This window comes from Dickeya undicola (genome assembly GCF_000784735.1).
In the GTDB taxonomy this organism is placed as follows: Bacteria; Pseudomonadota; Gammaproteobacteria; order Enterobacterales; family Enterobacteriaceae; genus Dickeya; species Dickeya undicola.
Genome location: NZ_JSYG01000033.1, coordinates 95037 through 110505, shown reverse-complemented (window position 1 = coordinate 110505; position 15469 = coordinate 95037). Strand labels below are relative to the sequence as shown.

General features: G+C 49.0%; 17 protein-coding genes, 1 other RNA gene and 1 pseudogene. 6 read left to right on the top strand and 13 right to left on the bottom strand.

The window, feature by feature from the left end:
- Positions 1-262: 262 nt before the first annotated feature.
- The 7 genes and pseudogenes from OB87_RS15790 to OB87_RS15770 all read right to left on the bottom strand — a co-directional run bounded on the left by OB87_RS15790 (position 263) and on the right by OB87_RS15770 (position 4596).
- Complete coding sequence (locus tag OB87_RS15790; RefSeq protein WP_033570367.1) at positions 263-856, bottom strand: hypothetical protein; 594 nt, start codon at positions 854-856, stop codon at positions 263-265.
- Between the two features lie 244 nt (positions 857-1100).
- Positions 1101-3425: a primase-helicase zinc-binding domain-containing protein gene (locus tag OB87_RS15785; protein WP_033570366.1), complete on the bottom strand. Its 2325-nt coding sequence runs from the start codon at positions 3423-3425 to the stop codon at positions 1101-1103.
- A 10-nt stretch (positions 3426-3435) separates the two neighbouring features.
- Positions 3436-3648, bottom strand: a complete 213-nt coding sequence (locus OB87_RS15780; protein ID WP_033570365.1) for a hypothetical protein — start codon at positions 3646-3648, stop codon at positions 3436-3438.
- Entirely contained in the window at positions 3641-3838 is a 198-nt protein-coding gene (locus tag OB87_RS20740; protein ID WP_024104726.1) for a host cell division inhibitor Icd-like protein, read from the bottom strand. Before OB87_RS20740 ends, OB87_RS15780 begins: the two co-directional genes overlap by 8 nt.
- A gap of 47 nt (positions 3839-3885) precedes the next feature.
- Positions 3886-4185, bottom strand: a pseudogene (locus tag OB87_RS20035) (ash family protein); the annotation flags it as partial.
- A gap of 7 nt (positions 4186-4192) precedes the next feature.
- Entirely contained in the window at positions 4193-4339 is a 147-nt protein-coding gene (locus tag OB87_RS20900) for a hypothetical protein (protein WP_167334393.1), read from the bottom strand.
- The gene (locus OB87_RS15770) at positions 4336-4596 is read right to left on the bottom strand and encodes a helix-turn-helix transcriptional regulator (protein ID WP_033570364.1); all 261 of its coding nucleotides are present in this window, start codon (positions 4594-4596) and stop codon (positions 4336-4338) included. Before OB87_RS15770 ends, OB87_RS20900 begins: the two co-directional genes overlap by 4 nt.
- Between OB87_RS15770 and OB87_RS21105 the strand changes: the two genes are divergently transcribed.
- From OB87_RS21105 to OB87_RS15760, 3 genes are all read left to right on the top strand, one after another.
- Positions 4583-4714: a hypothetical protein gene (locus OB87_RS21105; RefSeq protein ID WP_268745841.1), complete on the top strand. Its 132-nt coding sequence runs from the start codon at positions 4583-4585 to the stop codon at positions 4712-4714. The genes OB87_RS15770 and OB87_RS21105 overlap by 14 nt on opposite strands.
- Before the next feature lie 425 nt (positions 4715-5139).
- Positions 5140-5892: a phosphoenolpyruvate carboxylase gene (locus OB87_RS15765; protein WP_235425289.1), complete on the top strand. Its 753-nt coding sequence runs from the start codon at positions 5140-5142 to the stop codon at positions 5890-5892.
- Positions 5893-6546: 654 nt separating this feature from the next.
- On the top strand, positions 6547-8136 hold the full coding sequence (locus OB87_RS15760) for a hypothetical protein (protein WP_152605903.1): 1590 nt from the start codon (positions 6547-6549) through the stop codon (positions 8134-8136).
- 149 nt (positions 8137-8285) lie between these two features.
- On the opposite strand, the gene OB87_RS15755 is transcribed toward OB87_RS15760, so the two are convergent.
- The 3 genes from OB87_RS15755 to smpB all read right to left on the bottom strand — a co-directional run bounded on the left by OB87_RS15755 (position 8286) and on the right by smpB (position 10557).
- On the bottom strand, positions 8286-9476 hold the full coding sequence (locus OB87_RS15755; protein ID WP_033570361.1) for an integrase domain-containing protein: 1191 nt from the start codon (positions 9474-9476) through the stop codon (positions 8286-8288).
- A gap of 184 nt (positions 9477-9660) precedes the next feature.
- Positions 9661-10024: a transfer-messenger RNA gene (gene ssrA / locus OB87_RS20030) on the bottom strand.
- 50 nt (positions 10025-10074) lie between these two features.
- Positions 10075-10557, bottom strand: a complete 483-nt coding sequence (gene smpB / locus OB87_RS15750) for an SsrA-binding protein SmpB (protein WP_016942314.1) — start codon at positions 10555-10557, stop codon at positions 10075-10077.
- Positions 10558-10712: 155 nt separating this feature from the next.
- On the opposite strand from smpB, the gene OB87_RS15745 reads away from it, so the two are divergent.
- The gene (locus OB87_RS15745) at positions 10713-11147 is read left to right on the top strand and encodes a type II toxin-antitoxin system RatA family toxin (protein ID WP_033570360.1); all 435 of its coding nucleotides are present in this window, start codon (positions 10713-10715) and stop codon (positions 11145-11147) included.
- Positions 11140-11433 (top strand): RnfH family protein, encoded by a 294-nt coding sequence (locus OB87_RS15740; protein ID WP_033570359.1) that lies wholly within the window; start codon positions 11140-11142, stop codon positions 11431-11433. The genes OB87_RS15745 and OB87_RS15740 overlap by 8 nt, the downstream gene beginning before the upstream one ends.
- Before the next feature lie 56 nt (positions 11434-11489).
- Here the strand turns inward: OB87_RS15740 and bamE are convergent, their stop codons facing one another.
- From bamE to nadK, 3 genes are all read right to left on the bottom strand, one after another.
- Complete coding sequence (gene bamE / locus OB87_RS15735) at positions 11490-11834, bottom strand: outer membrane protein assembly factor BamE (RefSeq protein ID WP_033570358.1); 345 nt, start codon at positions 11832-11834, stop codon at positions 11490-11492.
- Positions 11835-11967: 133 nt separating this feature from the next.
- Entirely contained in the window at positions 11968-13629 is a 1662-nt protein-coding gene (recN, locus tag OB87_RS15730; RefSeq protein ID WP_033570357.1) for a DNA repair protein RecN, read from the bottom strand.
- An 83-nt stretch (positions 13630-13712) separates the two neighbouring features.
- The gene (nadK, locus tag OB87_RS15725) at positions 13713-14591 is read right to left on the bottom strand and encodes an NAD(+) kinase (RefSeq protein ID WP_033570356.1); all 879 of its coding nucleotides are present in this window, start codon (positions 14589-14591) and stop codon (positions 13713-13715) included.
- A 153-nt stretch (positions 14592-14744) separates the two neighbouring features.
- On the opposite strand from nadK, the gene grpE reads away from it, so the two are divergent.
- The gene (gene grpE, locus OB87_RS15720) at positions 14745-15332 is read left to right on the top strand and encodes a nucleotide exchange factor GrpE (protein WP_033570355.1); all 588 of its coding nucleotides are present in this window, start codon (positions 14745-14747) and stop codon (positions 15330-15332) included.
- Positions 15333-15469 lie beyond the last annotated feature (137 nt).

The window sequence follows — 15469 nt, the reverse complement described above, 5'->3', positions numbered from 1 at the left end:
CAGAATTACGTACACCCTCTCATGTGAACATCCACGCCCAAATAAAAAGATTCTTCGAAAAACTGTTCACCCTCTACACTCGATAGTTTTGTTATTTATAATCAATGCATTAATGGGTGATGAGTCACTCAGAAAGTGACGGTGACTCATCACCCTTTTCTGAGCTAAGGGGCTAAAGACTACGACTATTAGCGAGAGCAATAAAATGAGTGGGATGGTGCTAATATAGTAGAAATTTTTAACGTCCCTGTTAAATGAATTATCAATCCTCCCAGTGGGCTTCAATGAACTGTATTTCTTTATTAACTCTCACCTCTTGCTTCTCTTTATTTCCTGAAAAGAAGAATTCTTTCCCTGACGTAAGATCAAGCACTGAGTATTCAAAACCTTGATCGCCAATTGCTCTTTCCATTAAAAAACAAATGAAATTAGCTCTCTCTTGAGTCATTTTCTCACTATTGCTAAAATGTAATTTTACTAACTTTGACCTTCCTTGAAAGTTTACATTTAATTCAGGGTTGCATGATATATCTGTTTTTGCATAGTGATAGTATCTTTTGGGAGCGGGGAATCCGGTAATGTTTTTTCCTGATTGCCACTCATTGAATACGTTAACTATTTTTTCAAAGTATATCTTTTTTGAGGATTTTTTTTCTTTTCTGCATAAATCATAGAGCTCTGATATATGCCCTTTTTTTACTATTAATCTTTTTATTGCATCTCTTATTTTCTTATAAAAATCCTTGCCCGGATGATAATCTGGTCTGTTTGCTATGGATTTTATTTTGTTGATCTTTGTTTGGGGTGAGGTATTAACAGCAATTGATGAAAACTCAGCAACACCTAGTGATGGCATAGTATTTCTCCGTATTGTCATTGTTATGAGAAAAAATATCATTGGTTAATCATTTGGCAATAATTTGTTAAGGAATTTTTAATTAATTGATTATTATTTCAATAATAATCAATATTCAGATAATATATTGCTCATGAGATAATTTTTATTTATAAAAATGTAAATTAATTATATTCTAAATTTTTTGTGAAAAAGGATTTGTGGCAAAACCGGCCGAAGCCGGTCTGCCACTGTTGATGAGGTATCAGGCCCTGTCACATTTGGGCAGCCAGTCGGTGTCTGATTCGTCTTTCAGTCCAAGGTTGGTTTGTATGCCTTGTTTGGTTCTGCCCTTGAGGTAGGCCAGCCCGTATTCCGACATGATGTTAGGCAGCACTTTGCCAAACGCCGTCAGGCTGATGGGCTTCTGATGGCCGTGCGACTCCATAAAGGACAGATAGGCGTGGTACAGGTATTTACGAGGGTTCCGGGGCGTGATGTTGGCGTTGCCCATATACAGCCCGGTGGTGCCACTGTGTGCCTGCAGGTAGCCGCAAAAATCAACCAATGGATCAGCCTGACGTTTGATTTCCAGCGCCTCGGCGGAATGTTGTTGTGCCTGTAACAATGTCCGGGCGTTGTTGGGGTCGGCAAAGCGCTTCATCAGGTGACGCACAATTACGGCCAATTCTGCCCGAATTTTCTCTTTCAGCTTAGGGTCGCGTTCGCTGGCCGGAATGGGCTCGCTGAAATGAATAATCACCCGGCGACGAGACACGCCGCCGCTGCGGTCGCTAAAGCGCATCGGGGTGTTGTTGACGGCCAGAATCACCGCCGGAATTCGGGTGGAATAGGCGTCACGGTATTTCGGGTCAACCATCACCGCATCGCCGCCGGTAATGGCCTTGATGCCGGCACCGTCACCGCTCCATTTCTCTTGATCAGGCAGTACGATGAATGAGAAACCAATCAGTGACGCGCGCTCACGGGAAGATTCAATGGTGTTGATGGTCGCCGCCGTGGTGTTGTCCTCGCCGGCCAGCATAGTAGCAATCTCGGCCAGAATACTTTTCCCGCTGCCGCCGGGGCCGGTGACTTCAAGGAACAGTTGCCAGTCATAGCAGTTTGCCAGCACCATAAACAGCGCGGCCAGAATACGTGCCTGTTTATCTTCGTTGTGTCCTGCCGCACGGGTCAGCCAGCGCCAGAAGTGCGGAGCATTGTCGGCAAGGTTTTCTCCTGCCTTAAGCGGCGTGTAGTCCACGTCATTAACGGTATGCAACCCGTGCTCCCGGCGGTGCGGCTTAAACTCCCCGCTGACAGTATCAAACACGCCGTTACGAAAGCCGATTAACCGGCGCTGGGGCTTGGCCTGCATGGGGATAATCAGTTTCAGTGTGTCTAAAACGCTGCCAATGCTGGACGCGGTAAAGGGAGCCTGTATCTTCTGAAACAGCGCGGCGATATCCCGGCTTAACAAGCGGTAGGGTAAGGCTTTCCATGCACCGTTTTGATACTGGAAGAAGGTTTCCCCAAAAGCATCAATAGCCAGCGTGTTGCGGTAATGGTCGCGTATCTTCTCCGCTTTCTCACTGGCGCTCATGGCCTTGAATTCGGCCTCGCCCAGCGACTCAAACGGGCTGGCCTTTTCCGGCTGGATAAACTTAGTCAGGTAGTGCCGGGTGACGTCTGCGCCTTCACGGCGGTATACATCGTTCCAGTCACCAAATACCGGCGGCAGAGCGACACGTCCATGTACAGCAGAAGCGGCCTGACCGGCTTTGGACTGGCCGGTGCCGTTCTCATCCCGGTCAGTGGCGATCAGCAAGGTCGCCGCCGGGTGGCGTGTTTTCAGTTCACGGGCAAGGGATGACAGATTGTTAGCGCTGAGCGCGACATACACGGTATCACCGGTTAGCTGGTACAGCGTTAACCCAGTGGCATAGCCCTCAGCCAGCCAGATAATGGTGGTGTGTTTGCCACTGAAACAGTAAAACGTGCCTCTAACCTGCCCGCCTTTCAGCGTGCGTTTGTCGCCCTGTGCATTAATCAACTGGATGTTCACCACCTCGCCATCGTGCGTAGTCAGCGGCACCAGTACATCACCGGGCTGATAGACTATGCCGCCCATGCGCAGCGGTTTGCCCTGTAGAGTGAGTACCTCCACGTCCGGCCAGCCTTTGGCGCTCAGGTAGGCATTACCGGACTGTGTAACCGTTTCTTTGATTTTGGCCTGTGCCTGAACCGCCGCCCGTTGCCGGGCCGCGTGGTTATCATCGTCGTCGGGCGTTGAGACTGCCGGGCTATCCGGCAGCTCACCCAGCAACGCGCTCACTTTCAGGGCGGCGTCGGTTGGCGTCAGGTTCAGGGCTTTCTCAACCAGATTCAGTCCGTCACCCGCGCCACACTGGTTACAGAACCATGTGCCGCGCTCCTCTTTGTTATCGAAGCGGAAACGGTCCTTGCCACCGCATACCGGGCAGGCGCTATGCTGCCCGGCTGCGTCAACAGAAATACCCAGCAGGGGGAGGAGTTGCGGCCAGTGGCCGCTGGCGCGTTTCACGGCCTGTGTCACGGTAGGTTGTGCCATGTGTTGCCCTTCAGTGCAGTGTGGAGTCGGTCTGGTCGGGGTCGTTCAGGTTATCGATAGCATCGGGCATATCCAGCGTGGCCGAGAGCACTTCTAAGCGTTCTGCCAGCACAAACAACAGCACTTCTTTTGCCATCGGGTTATCCAGCTCAATCACGGCATAGGTCAGGGCGCGGCACTGGTCGGTAATTTCTTCCGCGGTCAGGGGCGTGACATCAAACATGGCGGGCACCCCGCAGCGGCAGGCGGCCAGCAAACGACAACACGTAGTCACGTGCCAGCAAACGGCGGGCGCTGATTTCATCCGGGGCGATAACCGCTTCACGGTGCGGTAAGGCGCGTAATTCCGCGCGGCGCACGGCCAGAAACAGAAAGGTAAATTGCGGGTGTGACGGGGTTGGGGTCGTAGCCATGTGGCAGTCTCCGTTGAGTAGCTAAAACTGCTACCACCAGAAACGCCAATTTCAAGGGTGGTAGCCCAGACGGGGTTGGCGTAACCGGCCTCAACGAACACCGGCCAGCCCGAAGGCTGCCCCGCCTGAGCCACCATAATTTGGATGCGGTGACGGCATAAAGTGTGCCGCACGTTATGCAAGTGTGCTAAGGCTGCGACGTAAAAAAAGACGCATGGCGCGTCTGGTGTCGCCGTTGAGTTGTTCAGGACGCCAATCCCGGCTGTCGATTTTGCGACAGCGACGGAACTATAGCGCCAAAACGCCCCGGCAGGCAAGCCAGGGAAAGGGATAAATTGCACGTTCATAACAGCCTCAGCAGTTGGTCAGCGCATCACCGGCACGTGATGCGCAGTAATGCCGGGGTGAATCAGAGGCTGCGGCCAGCAGTTGATCGCACAGGCTGAGAGTTTCCCGTTCATCGAGTGTGACCGACTGACCGGCGATAGCTAAGGTGATCATGCGTGATTCTCCTGTTGACGGGCGGCGATACGTTCAGCCACCCAGTGATGAATTTCGGACTCAACCCATGCAACGTTCTTCCCACCCAGCGGAACACGGGCGGGAAAGGCGTTGCGGTTGCTCAATTCATACAGTGTCGAGCGGGAAATACCGGTGACGTACAGCACTTCCGGCAGGCGCATTAAGCGCTCTCTGGCCGGAGCCTGTGGCATCGGAGGCACAGCAGGAAGGGGAGCTTGGGGTGTGGCTGACAACATTGGGCGCTACCTCGTTAATGTCCGCCCGGCTCTGGCCGGATGGCACTGGATTTATCTGGTAGCTCGCTATTATGTGAATATTTGCAGTGGTGGCAACAAGGGGAAAAAAGGAGATTGATGGACAAAAAGCGGTCGGGAACTACCGTCAATTCTCAACGTTGCCCAATATTTGCCAATATAAGTCAATTTTACACATTCGATAAAAATCAAATTATTGGTGGCTATTTATATGGCCTGAATTGATAGTAAAAAACATCTGAAAACCGCTCGCCAGAAAAAAGCGCCAACAATTCAGGTGAACAGTATGAACACCGGGTGATGAGTGTTATATCCACTCTTCATCCCTTTATTTATTGATTTATCTGTTTTTTCTCTCAGGTGAAGAGTGGTGAACAGTTTTATAAAAGTGTGGCGGTTGATAGAGGGAGGCAACCAGTCATAAACACGCTCTTGTGTGGGAATGGGCACAATCGGCCCAGATAGCGGCGTTGTGTGGTGAATTGCACCATAGCGGCCAGATGATAACCCATACGGAGAACGACCATGAGCCAGACTGCGCCACAAAGTGATATCCCGGATGTTCTGAAAAAAGTGTCTGACAACTACCTGAAGGCGCGAGAAGCTCACCTCGCTAACGCCAGTGAACTGGATAACATCACGACGGCGATGAGGAGAGCCAAAGCGCAGCAGGCTGCTACCGAAGCAGAGAATCAGCTTTCTGATACCGAATGGCGCGCCCGTTTTCTCAAAGCGCGTGGGGAAATGACGGAGGAACTGAAAGCCCTGCAGTTACAGCGTCTGGCACAGCGCGAACTGGCGCACGAGTATGATGGGTTGCTGGCGCAGTTGGAAATCGACCAGCTCCGGCAGCAGGCAACGTGCCATGCATCGGCCAAAGCGTGCTGTAATGCACATGCCAGCGCGCTGCGTGATTATGCCGAGTGGGAATTAAGCCAGGCGTTAGACCGCATCAGTACAGCGCTGATTCGGGCCATCACGTTAAAGCGGCACATGCTGGGTATCACCACGTCTGAATTTACCGAAGGACTTTCCTATCAAAAACCCGATAAAGTGGTCATGGAACAGGTGGTCAACTGCCTGATAGCCAAGTCGAATAATTATCGCTTTGAAATGGACAACGAGCCAGTCTTGTCCGTGCTGGGGCTTGATTCACCTTCGTTGCCACATGCAGATTTTCCCCCCGTGGCAAATCCGATCGGCCGAATGAATTTTTTCCGCGACTTGAAAGAAAAAGAGGCCGCATTAAAAACACGCAGGCGCAACACTGCGGATTGAATTAATTAGCCGAATTATCATTTTATTGATTTTAATATCAACATGTCGCCCGCCATTGCGCGGGCTTTTTTTGAGGTTTTTTCTCTGGCTAGCGCTTTTTTGATCGTGCATGTATACAGTGCATGAATTTGCATGTAAAACTTACCTCTCAATTTCCCTTGTCGCGCCAGTACTGGTACAGCCTGAGCGCTTCCATGCACCTGCATGAAAACTGCTACATAAAGCGGGCAGGCGTGGCGGGGGCACGATTGCGCGCGGGGATTACATATATGTATTATAATAGCTTTTAAGTCTATTGAGCGTTATGTTAGTTAAGCATCTGGCTTCTAATAGGAAAATGGTAAATACTAAACAGCTTTGCACATTGATGTTCTACTTCTCATCGTCCGAGGCCAACACTGTCGGAGTGTCATGTCCTGCAAGTGTCGTACTATTATATGAGGCTATTTAGAATTAGCTCTCTAATTATATCTGATTTAATTTTTTCTGATTTCTTACATTCTAATTTTGTATCCTAAATTTATGGTTCAGCGTATTTATGAGGTTGCTAATATTTTTTAACGTTGTTTTTTATGGAGTGTTTGTTTATAACGGTATTTTTTTGTTTTATTTTGATTTTCATTTTTTAAATTTTCACTGAAAAAGAGGTTTGAAATGCTTGTTTATGTTAATTCATTCAATTGCATTGGTGAAAATAGCTTTTATGATGTTATCCATTCAATTTGTGGTTGGATTTATAGGGTGTCTCATATAAAAATATCGCCAGAAGATATTCTCACACGGAGGGATTTTAATTATGAAAGAGAATATGTCAGAACATATAGTGCGGATAAAATAGATCCCAGAGCATATTCTGTTATGTATACTCATCCTGATAAAGAGGTCGGAGGAAGGCAATGGATAACAGAAATTGGTATTAGGAGGGATGGTTTTAATACATTTGTTTCTATTTTACTTGAAATTAGTGATGTTAGCACACTTATTGATTCAAAACCTGTAGCAACAAGACCCATGTTGGTTTCGTATTTAAAGAGAAACTGTGAGTTTGATCGCGATGTTATCGGTGTAAAGGTTGATTATATCAAAAGTCAATATGGCGACTTTCAATATTTAATACACGAAATATCAAGGGATAATAGAAATTACCCACTTGTTTTTATCAGTGAGGGTGAAAATGGTTTTCCTGTAAAACCAGAAAAATTACAAGAGCAACTTATAGGCTTAGCCCAGGTTGTGGCTACTCACGGCCAAATGGATTCGTGGGAAATGGAACGCTTATTGGGTCGGAATTATTCGTCATGGAGCGGTGCTATAAATATCATATACCCTATTAATTCTTCTGGATATATCGGGAATAAATTAATTATTCCTAAACAAATTGAAGAAATGAAGAATAATGGTGTTTTGATAAATAATTACATTCTTTCCATTATAACGCATTCATATAATGGATATAAAAAGAAATCTCACTTATCTCCGGTTAATGTTCGCGCTAAAAATCAGCGTGATGATAATTCTATATTTAAAGAAAGAGTTAATAAGCTAAAAGACGTATCTCAATATCAAGTGCTTTTTGATGAAGCTCTCCATGAATTAGATGAATTAAAGAATTCAAGTGAAGAACTTGAACTTGAATATCTTAGAAAAATTGAAGAATTAGATGGGCAATGTGAAGAGTTGTTAGTTGATAAAATAAAGGTTGAGTCTGAGCTTGAAAGGCTCAGAGTTGATATTAAAAACATTCATTCTAAAGTTAAAACTCAGGATAATGAGGTGGATGTGGAGAAATTAATATCTATCATTGGTAATAAATTAAGCCCTGAGTCAGTCCTTAATATATTGGCCATTTTGATTCCTGAAAATGTCATTATTCTAAAAAGCGCATATATATCAGCTAAAGCATCATCAAAATTCAAACATAGCCATAGACTTATATTCCTCCTTTATAAACTGTGTACATCTTATTTGTCTGAATATTTGGAAAATGGAGACAATACAGCGAAGGATATTTTAGGTGATTCTTACTCTGCTAATGAATCAGAAACAGTAGAACGGTCTGCGACATATTATAAACTTCGGGAATTTGAATATGATGGAGAAAAAATAAAAATGTTTAAACATGTAGGAATTGGTACTGCTAGAAAAAAATCAGAAACAATCAGAGCCCACTTTCATGTTGATGCAGAAAAAAGAAAAATAGTGATAGGGTATTGCGGAGAACATTTAGATGTTAAGTCTACATGAGTTTTTTAGCTCTTAATGATTAGGTGATTGATAATCATATTTTATGTGGTTCATTTTTATTAAGGGACATTTAATATTTTGATTGGCGTTGGTGGGGTTTTAAATATACTTTTTTTATTTGATTTTTGCTAAGGTGATTTTTGAAGGGTTTATTTATTTTTGGCTGATTTCCCCCACCAATCCATCAACTCTTTCCGCTGTTCAAGGTAGGTAGAGCGGTTATAAGCCCGTCTAACCTCATTCTTATCACAATGGGCTAAAGCAGCCTCAATCACATCAGGATTAAAACCGGCTTCATTCATGGCGGTGCTGGCTATTGAGCGTAAACCATGAGCAACCAGTTTTCCACCGTAGCCGATGCGTTTTAGTGCTGCGTTGGCGGTCTGGCTGTTCATCGGCTTTTTAGGATCGTTACGGCTGGGGAAAACATGTTCGCGGTTGCCGCTGATAGGGCGCATGATGTCGAGCAGTTCCAGCGCCTGTTCGCTGAGCGGCACAACATGATCGCGCTTGGCTTTCATTCTTTCAGCCGGAATGCTCCACGTTTTTTTCTCGATATCGATCTCAGCCCATGCTGTGGCGGAGGCTTCAGCCGGGCGGATAAGTGTCAGTAATTGCCATTCCAGCAAGCAGCGGGTAGGAATGGAGAGGTTAGACATCGCAATGGTGCGCATCAGCGCGGGTAGCTCTTCTGGCCGAATGGTCGGCATATGCTGTTTTTTAGGGCGCTCGAAGGCCATACCAATACCAGAGGCGGGGTTAGCGTCAATCAGCCCGGTGTTAACCGCGTAAACCATAATTTCGTTGATGCGTTGTACTAACCGCCTGACGGTTTCCAGTGCGCCACGGGCTTTAATCGGCTCCAGCGCTTGTATCAGTGTGCGGGCTTTGATTTGCTGCACGGGGATATTTTCAATCGCCGGGAGCACGTCTTTTTCCAGTGATCGCCAAATGTCTTTGGCGTGGTCGGTGCTAACTGTGGTCTGTTTCAGCGTGAACCAGCTACGCGCCACATTAATGAAAAGGCTTTCTACGGCGATTTGCGTTTCTTCGATTTCCTTAGCCACTTTTTCCTGTGGATCTATCCCCTTGGCTAACAACGACAGTTTTTCGTCTCTCATGGCGCGGGCATCGGCTAATGACAATGCCGGGTAAGCGCCAAAACCAATCATGGTACGTTGGCCTGTGGTTGGTTTCTGGTAACGGAACCGCCACAATTTTTTCCCGGTGATTTTGACTAAGAGAAATAACCCGTTGCCGTCATGCAGCGTCAGGTCTTTGTCTGCCGCTTTGGCTTTTTGCACTTCGGTATGGGTGAGGGGGCGGGTTGTCCGTGCCATTGGGAGATATCCTTGATGATTGGTATACGCCTTTTGGTATATATCGTACCGTATACCAATTCATATACCAATAATCAGCGGATTTAGCCGGATATCGTCGGACAATGACGGAAACAAAAAAGCCCGCAAACCTAGGTGGGATGCGGGCTTTAAGGACTTTCCCGGACGTATCCGGATATGTAAGTGGTGGAGCTGGGGGGAGTTGAACCCCCGTCCGAAATTCCTACACCGTCGGTACTACATGCTTAGTCTGGTCTTTACATTCGCTTGCCAGCTGCGGACAGACACGCCACTAACAAACTAGCCTGATTGGATTTAACGCTTCAACCCCAGGCAGGGCATCCACGCGATCTCTTTTAGGTTTGACCTCTCTTGATCCCCGTCCTAAGAGCGGAGGCTAGGGAGAGAGGGCTGTAAGCAGGTTATTAAGCTGCTACGGCGTAAGTTTCGTCGTTTGCGACTATTTTTTTGCGGCTTTTTACGAGGCCAACCGCCCCTCGGCATGCACCTTGGGTTTCGCGAATCCCGTCGAATCCAGAATCAGCCCCAAGATATTTCACTATTATAACAGAAAGATGGGTAGCGACGCTAGCAGCCGTTAACGGGCTGCGTTTTTCATGATGCGGGCTTTATCCAGCTTCCATTCGCGCTCTTTGATGTCGTCGCGCTTATCGTGCTCTTTCTTACCTTTGGCTACGCCGATCTTGACCTTGCACCAGGCGTTTTTCCAGTACAGCGACAGTGCCACTACTGTATAGCCTTCGCGATTGACTCGGCCGTATAGCGAATCCAGCTCGCGTTGGTTCAGCAGCAGTTTGCGGGTACGCGTCGGATCACAGACCACGTGGCTGGAGGCACCGTGCAGTGGAGTGAATGTGGCACCGAAAAGATAAGCTTCGCCATCACGCATCAACACATAGCTGTCGCTGATATTGGCTTTGCCTGCGCGCAGTGATTTAACTTCCCACCCCTGAAGTGCTAATCCCGCTTCAATCTCTTCTTCTATGAAGTATTCATGGCGGGCACGCTTGTTGAGCGCAATGGTAGCAGAACCGGGTTTGTGTGCTTTTTTCTTTGTCATAGTGCCGTCATTATACTGGTTGTCGTCGCGAATGAAATCCCTCGCCGGGATTCATGCCATTCTTTATGAACGGGTGCGATGCCTCTCGCAGAATTTTTGTCTGACCGCTCATCGATGGTATTATTTTGCGCGTTTTATGAATCACGGAAAATTGTATGCCTAAAATCAGCCGGTCTGCGCTGGTCCCGTTCAGTGCCGAGCAGATGTATAAATTAGTCAATGATGTCTCGTCTTATCCGGCTTTTCTGCCTGGATGTACCGGTAGTCGGGTGTTGTCATCTTCCGAACGTGAAATGACGGCGGCGGTCGATGTGTCGAAAGCGGGTATCAGCAAAACGTTTACCACCCGCAATACGCTGATTGATAACCAATCTATTTTGATGCAGTTGGTCGATGGTCCGTTCCGTCAGTTGACCGGCGACTGGCGGTTCACGCCATTGAGTGATGACGCCTGTAAGGTCGAGCTAAATCTGGATTTTGAATTCAAGAATGTGTTGATTGAAATGGCATTTGGCAGGATTTTCAAAGAATTGGCTAACAACATGGTGCAGGCGTTCACCCAGCGCGCCAAAGAGGTCTATTGTGCCTGAGATTCACGTGGACGTGGTCTATGCGTTGCCGGAACGCCAGTATTTGCGAGCGTTGACACTGGAAGAAGGGAGCACCGCAGAACAGGCTATTCAGGCATCCGGCCTGCTGACTCTACGCCCGGATATCGATCTGGGTGTCAATAAAATCGGCATTTTTAGCCGCCCGGCGAAACTGAGCGATGTTCTCAGGGATGGCGATCGGGTCGAAATTTATCGGCCGCTATTAGCTGACCCCAAAGAGCTGCGCCGTCAGCGTGCAGAACGCTCAAAAAATAAGGCACGGTAACGTGCCTTATTTTTTGGGGCCAGTCAGCGAGTGCTAGCCTCGCCGGACCTGTTCACTTACTGCGCCTGCAACGTGGGTTTATTGTCCACATTAGCTAGCTCGCCCTGACTATTGAATGTCAGGGTCAGCGTTTGTTGTTTCACGGCTTCGTGACCCGGTTGCTGACGGAAGACGTAGTACCAGGTGTCTGATCCAAACGGATCTTGCAGCATAGGGGTGCCCAACGTGTAGATGACCTGCTGTTTGGTCATTCCGTTACGGATTTTGGCAACGTCGGCAGAAGCCAGATAGTTCCCCTGATTGATGTCAGGCCGATAGACTATACGTTCCAGCGTGGAACAACCGGCAGTCAACATAACAACAACCACCGCGGCGACGACAGTCAGCGTTTTACAGCGCATAGTGATTACATTCCTTAAGGGCATAGGTTGCAGATGATAATAGACCTTGCCTGACTTGAAAACCTGCAAGACGTCTGTAAGACCGCGGGAATTCGAAAAAGTTGGCTCTCACTATACTCTCTCTTGGTTCTTACTATGCTGCCAGCAATTCTCTGGCATTTGCCAGCGTGTTCTTGGTGACGGCGGAACCGCCGAGCAGGCGTGCCAGTTCCTGCAACCGTTCGCGTTTACCCAGTGGCTGCATCAGCGTTTCCGTTGCCGCGCCATCAGTACGTTTGCTGACGAAGTAGTGGTGATGACCACATCCCGCTACCTGTGGCAGATGGGTGACGCACATTACCTGAGTGGATTGTCCAAGTTGGCGCAGCATCTTGCCGACAATCGCCGCGGTCGGGCCGCTGATACCGACATCCACTTCGTCGAAAATCAGAGCCGGGGTATCCATCTTGCGGGCGGTAATGACCTGGATGATGAGTGCGATACGCGACAGCTCACCGCCTGAAGCCACTTTGATCAACGGTTGATGCGGCTGGCCGGGGTTGGTGGTGACACAGAATTCGATGTGATCGGCCCCGTTGGCGGTTAGCGAGTCCGGAGCGAAGGTCACATTAATCGTGAAATGACCGTGCGGCATTGCCAGCTCATGCATATTGGTGGTGATTAATTCCGCCAGTTCGCTGGCGTGCTGACAGCGTTGGGTATGAAGCTGTTCGGCTACATGCAAGGCTTGTTGATGGAACTCTTGCACCGCGTGATTCAGGGATTCGTGATCACTTTCCTGTTGTTCCAGTAACTGCTGTTCCTGTAGCAACTGCTGATGGAATGTGGGTAACTCTTCCGGTGTGACATGATGCTTGCGTGCCAGTGCTAGCTGACGTGACAGGCGCTGTTCCAACTCGTACAGACGAATTGGGTCCATATCCATACGGTCGCAGTAATGGCGTAGTTCATCGCTGGCTTCGCTGATGTGAATACTGGCTTCTTCCAGCATGGAAAATACGCCGGAGAGTTTGTCATCCATGCTCACCAGTTCTGACAACTGATGCCTGGCGCTATGCAGCATACTCAACAGGTTCTGGTCTTCGTTTTCGCTGAGGATCTGCAACGTCTGCTGGCTGAGGGACATCAACTGTCCGCTGTTGGCGAGCCGCTTATATTCGACGTCGATCTGTTCGTACTCGCCAGGTTGGGGAGCAAACTCATTTAACTCTTTGAGTTGATATTGCAGCAGTTCCCGGCGTGCTTCCCGCTCGATGGTCGCCTGCTGGTGTTGCGCCAGTTCACGGCAGCTTTGATGCCATTGTTGCCAGATTTGGCGCATGGCGCTGAGCAGTTGTGATTCATCGGCGTAAGCATCCAGCAGGTGGCGTTGATGTTCCGGCTTTAGCAGCAACTGGTGGGCGTGCTGCCCATGCAGTTGAATCAGATGCTGGCCCAGCTCGCGCAGTTGCGACAGCGGCACCGCCGTGCCGTTGATGAATGCACGAGAGCGACCGTCGGCACTAATGACCCGGCGCAGCAGACATTCGTTGTTGTCATCAAGCTGGTTGTGTTCAAGCCAGCGCAGCGCAGCCGGGGTGTCCGCCAGCGAAAAGCGGGCGCAGATGTCAGCACGGCTGGCTCCGGGGCGAACCATGCTGGCATCGGAACGGTTACCGAGGCAAAGGCCGAGAGCATCAATAGCAATGGATTTCCCCGCTCCGGTTTCGCCGGTGATGACGCTCATTCCTGCCTGAAAATCAATCTCCAGTTCGCGCACAATGGCGAAATTACTGATTGTGAGTTGCGCCAGCATGATAATGTCCTGTATGTAACAACAACTGTTATTACGTACAGTATAGACTGGTTTTTTGTACAGTAAAGTAGCAAGTGTTACTTTCAGAATAATTTTTTCGACCAGCCAAGCTTGCTACTCAATGTATTGAAATAACTGTAATTTTCTGGGTGGATCAGATTCAGGTGATACTGACTACGTTGGATTAGCACCTCTTCGCCCTCTTGTACTGGCAACGAAATCTGGCTGTCGCAACTGATTTCCAGATCCTGGGTGATGTGGGAAAACTTCAGGCGGATAGAGCTGCTGCTATTGATTACCAGCGGTCGTGCCGACAAGGTATGCGGGAACATCGGCACCAGTGCGATTGCGTCCAGCGAAGGCGTCAGGATCGGGCCGCCGCCGGATAGCGAATAGGCGGTGGAGCCGGTAGGCGTAGAGATGATCAGGCCGTCGGATCGCTGAGAAAACGCGAACTTGTCATCAATATAGACTTCAAATTCAATCATGTGTGCCACTTTACCCGGATGCAGAACCACTTCGTTGATGGCGGTGCTGCTGCTGTTGGGGTGGTTGGCGCGACATACCTGCGCTTCCAGCATAAAACGTTGTTCGCGGATGTAACGCCCGGCCAGCACTTCGCTTAGCTGCTGCTGGGTATGATCCGGATCGAGATCGGTCAGAAAGCCGAGATTGCCACGGTTGACACCAATGACGTTGATATCGTAGCGCGATAGCACCCGCGCTGCGCCCAACATGTTGCCGTCACCACCAACGACTACCGCCAGATCCGCCTGCTGACCAATTTCTGACAGACTGCCGGTGGCGGCGTCCGCTAGCCGCAATTCGCGGGCGATCTGTTGTTCGAGCACCACCTGGTAGCCCTGCGCGCGTAGCCAGTGATACAGCATCTCGTGGGTGCTCAAGGCATTTGGATGACGTGGATGACCGACAATACCGATGCAGTTAAACGATCTGTTCATTTGGGTGCCTTATCCTCATGAGAGCACCGGAGGCTCACGCTTTTTGGACCGATAGCCGGACCAACAATATGTGAGTGGTTCCCTTGAAACCCCGGTTTTGATCCCCATAATAAGCGAACTAGCGAGATGAATGCGAAAAACGCGGAGAATTTCATGAGTAGTAAAGAACAGAAGTCGCCTGACGAGCAAGTCTTGGATCAAAAAGGAGCAGCGGAAGGTCAGCAAGCGGATGCCGTACCAGAGACGACAGATGTCGCTGACCCGCGTGATGAGCGTATCGCAGAACTGGAAGCGCAACTGAACGATGCCCAGCAGCGTGAACGCGAAAGCGCGTTGCGTGCCCGCGCGGAAATGGAGAATATTCGCCGCCGTGCTGAGCTGGATGTGGAAAAGGCGCATAAATTCGCGCTGGAAAAGTTTGCAGGCGAAATGCTGCCGGTGATCGACAACCTTGAACGTGCGCTGGACATGGCGGACAAATCCAATGATGCGCTGTCCGGTATGATTGAAGGGGTCGAACTGACGCTGAAAGCGATGCTGTCGGCTGTGAACAAGTTCGGTATTGACGTGGTGGCGGAAGTGAACGTGCCGTTTAATCCGGAAATTCATCAGGCTATGACGCTGCTTGAATCTGCTGATCACGCGCCGAACCATGTCATGATGGTGATGCAGAAGGGCTATACCCTGAATGGTCGTTTGCTGCGCCCGGCGATGGTCGCAGTATCTAAAGCCAAAGAATAATCGTTTTCTGGCTTTCTCCGGGGAGTGGTCGCCTGGCTTCTTCCCGGAATGCATCGTGAATGTGTTCTTGCCTGTTTTTCCTTCCTTTACTGTCTTGCTGTTTTCTCTCCCTTCATTTCAGGAAAACATTTCCCCGC

What these genes read in the sequence shown, in the direction of transcription:
- OB87_RS15790 (WP_033570367.1), bottom strand. Translation starts at nt 856, where the DNA reads ATGCCATCACTAGGTGTTGCTGAGTTTTCATCAATTGCTGTTAATACC.
- OB87_RS15785 (WP_033570366.1), bottom strand. Translation starts at nt 3,425, where the DNA reads ATGGCACAACCTACCGTGACACAGGCCGTGAAACGCGCCAGCGGCCAC.
- OB87_RS15780 (WP_033570365.1), bottom strand. Translation starts at nt 3,648, where the DNA reads ATGTTTGATGTCACGCCCCTGACCGCGGAAGAAATTACCGACCAGTGC.
- OB87_RS20740 (WP_024104726.1), bottom strand. Translation starts at nt 3,838, where the DNA reads ATGGCTACGACCCCAACCCCGTCACACCCGCAATTTACCTTTCTGTTT.
- OB87_RS20900 (WP_167334393.1), bottom strand. Translation starts at nt 4,339, where the DNA reads ATGATCACCTTAGCTATCGCCGGTCAGTCGGTCACACTCGATGAACGG.
- OB87_RS15770 (WP_033570364.1), bottom strand. Translation starts at nt 4,596, where the DNA reads ATGTTGTCAGCCACACCCCAAGCTCCCCTTCCTGCTGTGCCTCCGATG.
- OB87_RS15765 (WP_235425289.1), top strand. Translation starts at nt 5,140, where the DNA reads ATGAGCCAGACTGCGCCACAAAGTGATATCCCGGATGTTCTGAAAAAA.
- OB87_RS15760 (WP_152605903.1), top strand. Translation starts at nt 6,547, where the DNA reads ATGCTTGTTTATGTTAATTCATTCAATTGCATTGGTGAAAATAGCTTT.
- OB87_RS15755 (WP_033570361.1), bottom strand. Translation starts at nt 9,476, where the DNA reads ATGGCACGGACAACCCGCCCCCTCACCCATACCGAAGTGCAAAAAGCC.
- smpB (WP_016942314.1), bottom strand. Translation starts at nt 10,557, where the DNA reads ATGACAAAGAAAAAAGCACACAAACCCGGTTCTGCTACCATTGCGCTC.
- OB87_RS15745 (WP_033570360.1), top strand. Translation starts at nt 10,713, where the DNA reads ATGCCTAAAATCAGCCGGTCTGCGCTGGTCCCGTTCAGTGCCGAGCAG.
- bamE (WP_033570358.1), bottom strand. Translation starts at nt 11,834, where the DNA reads ATGCGCTGTAAAACGCTGACTGTCGTCGCCGCGGTGGTTGTTGTTATG.
- recN (WP_033570357.1), bottom strand. Translation starts at nt 13,629, where the DNA reads ATGCTGGCGCAACTCACAATCAGTAATTTCGCCATTGTGCGCGAACTG.
- nadK (WP_033570356.1), bottom strand. Translation starts at nt 14,591, where the DNA reads ATGAACAGATCGTTTAACTGCATCGGTATTGTCGGTCATCCACGTCAT.
- grpE (WP_033570355.1), top strand. Translation starts at nt 14,745, where the DNA reads ATGAGTAGTAAAGAACAGAAGTCGCCTGACGAGCAAGTCTTGGATCAA.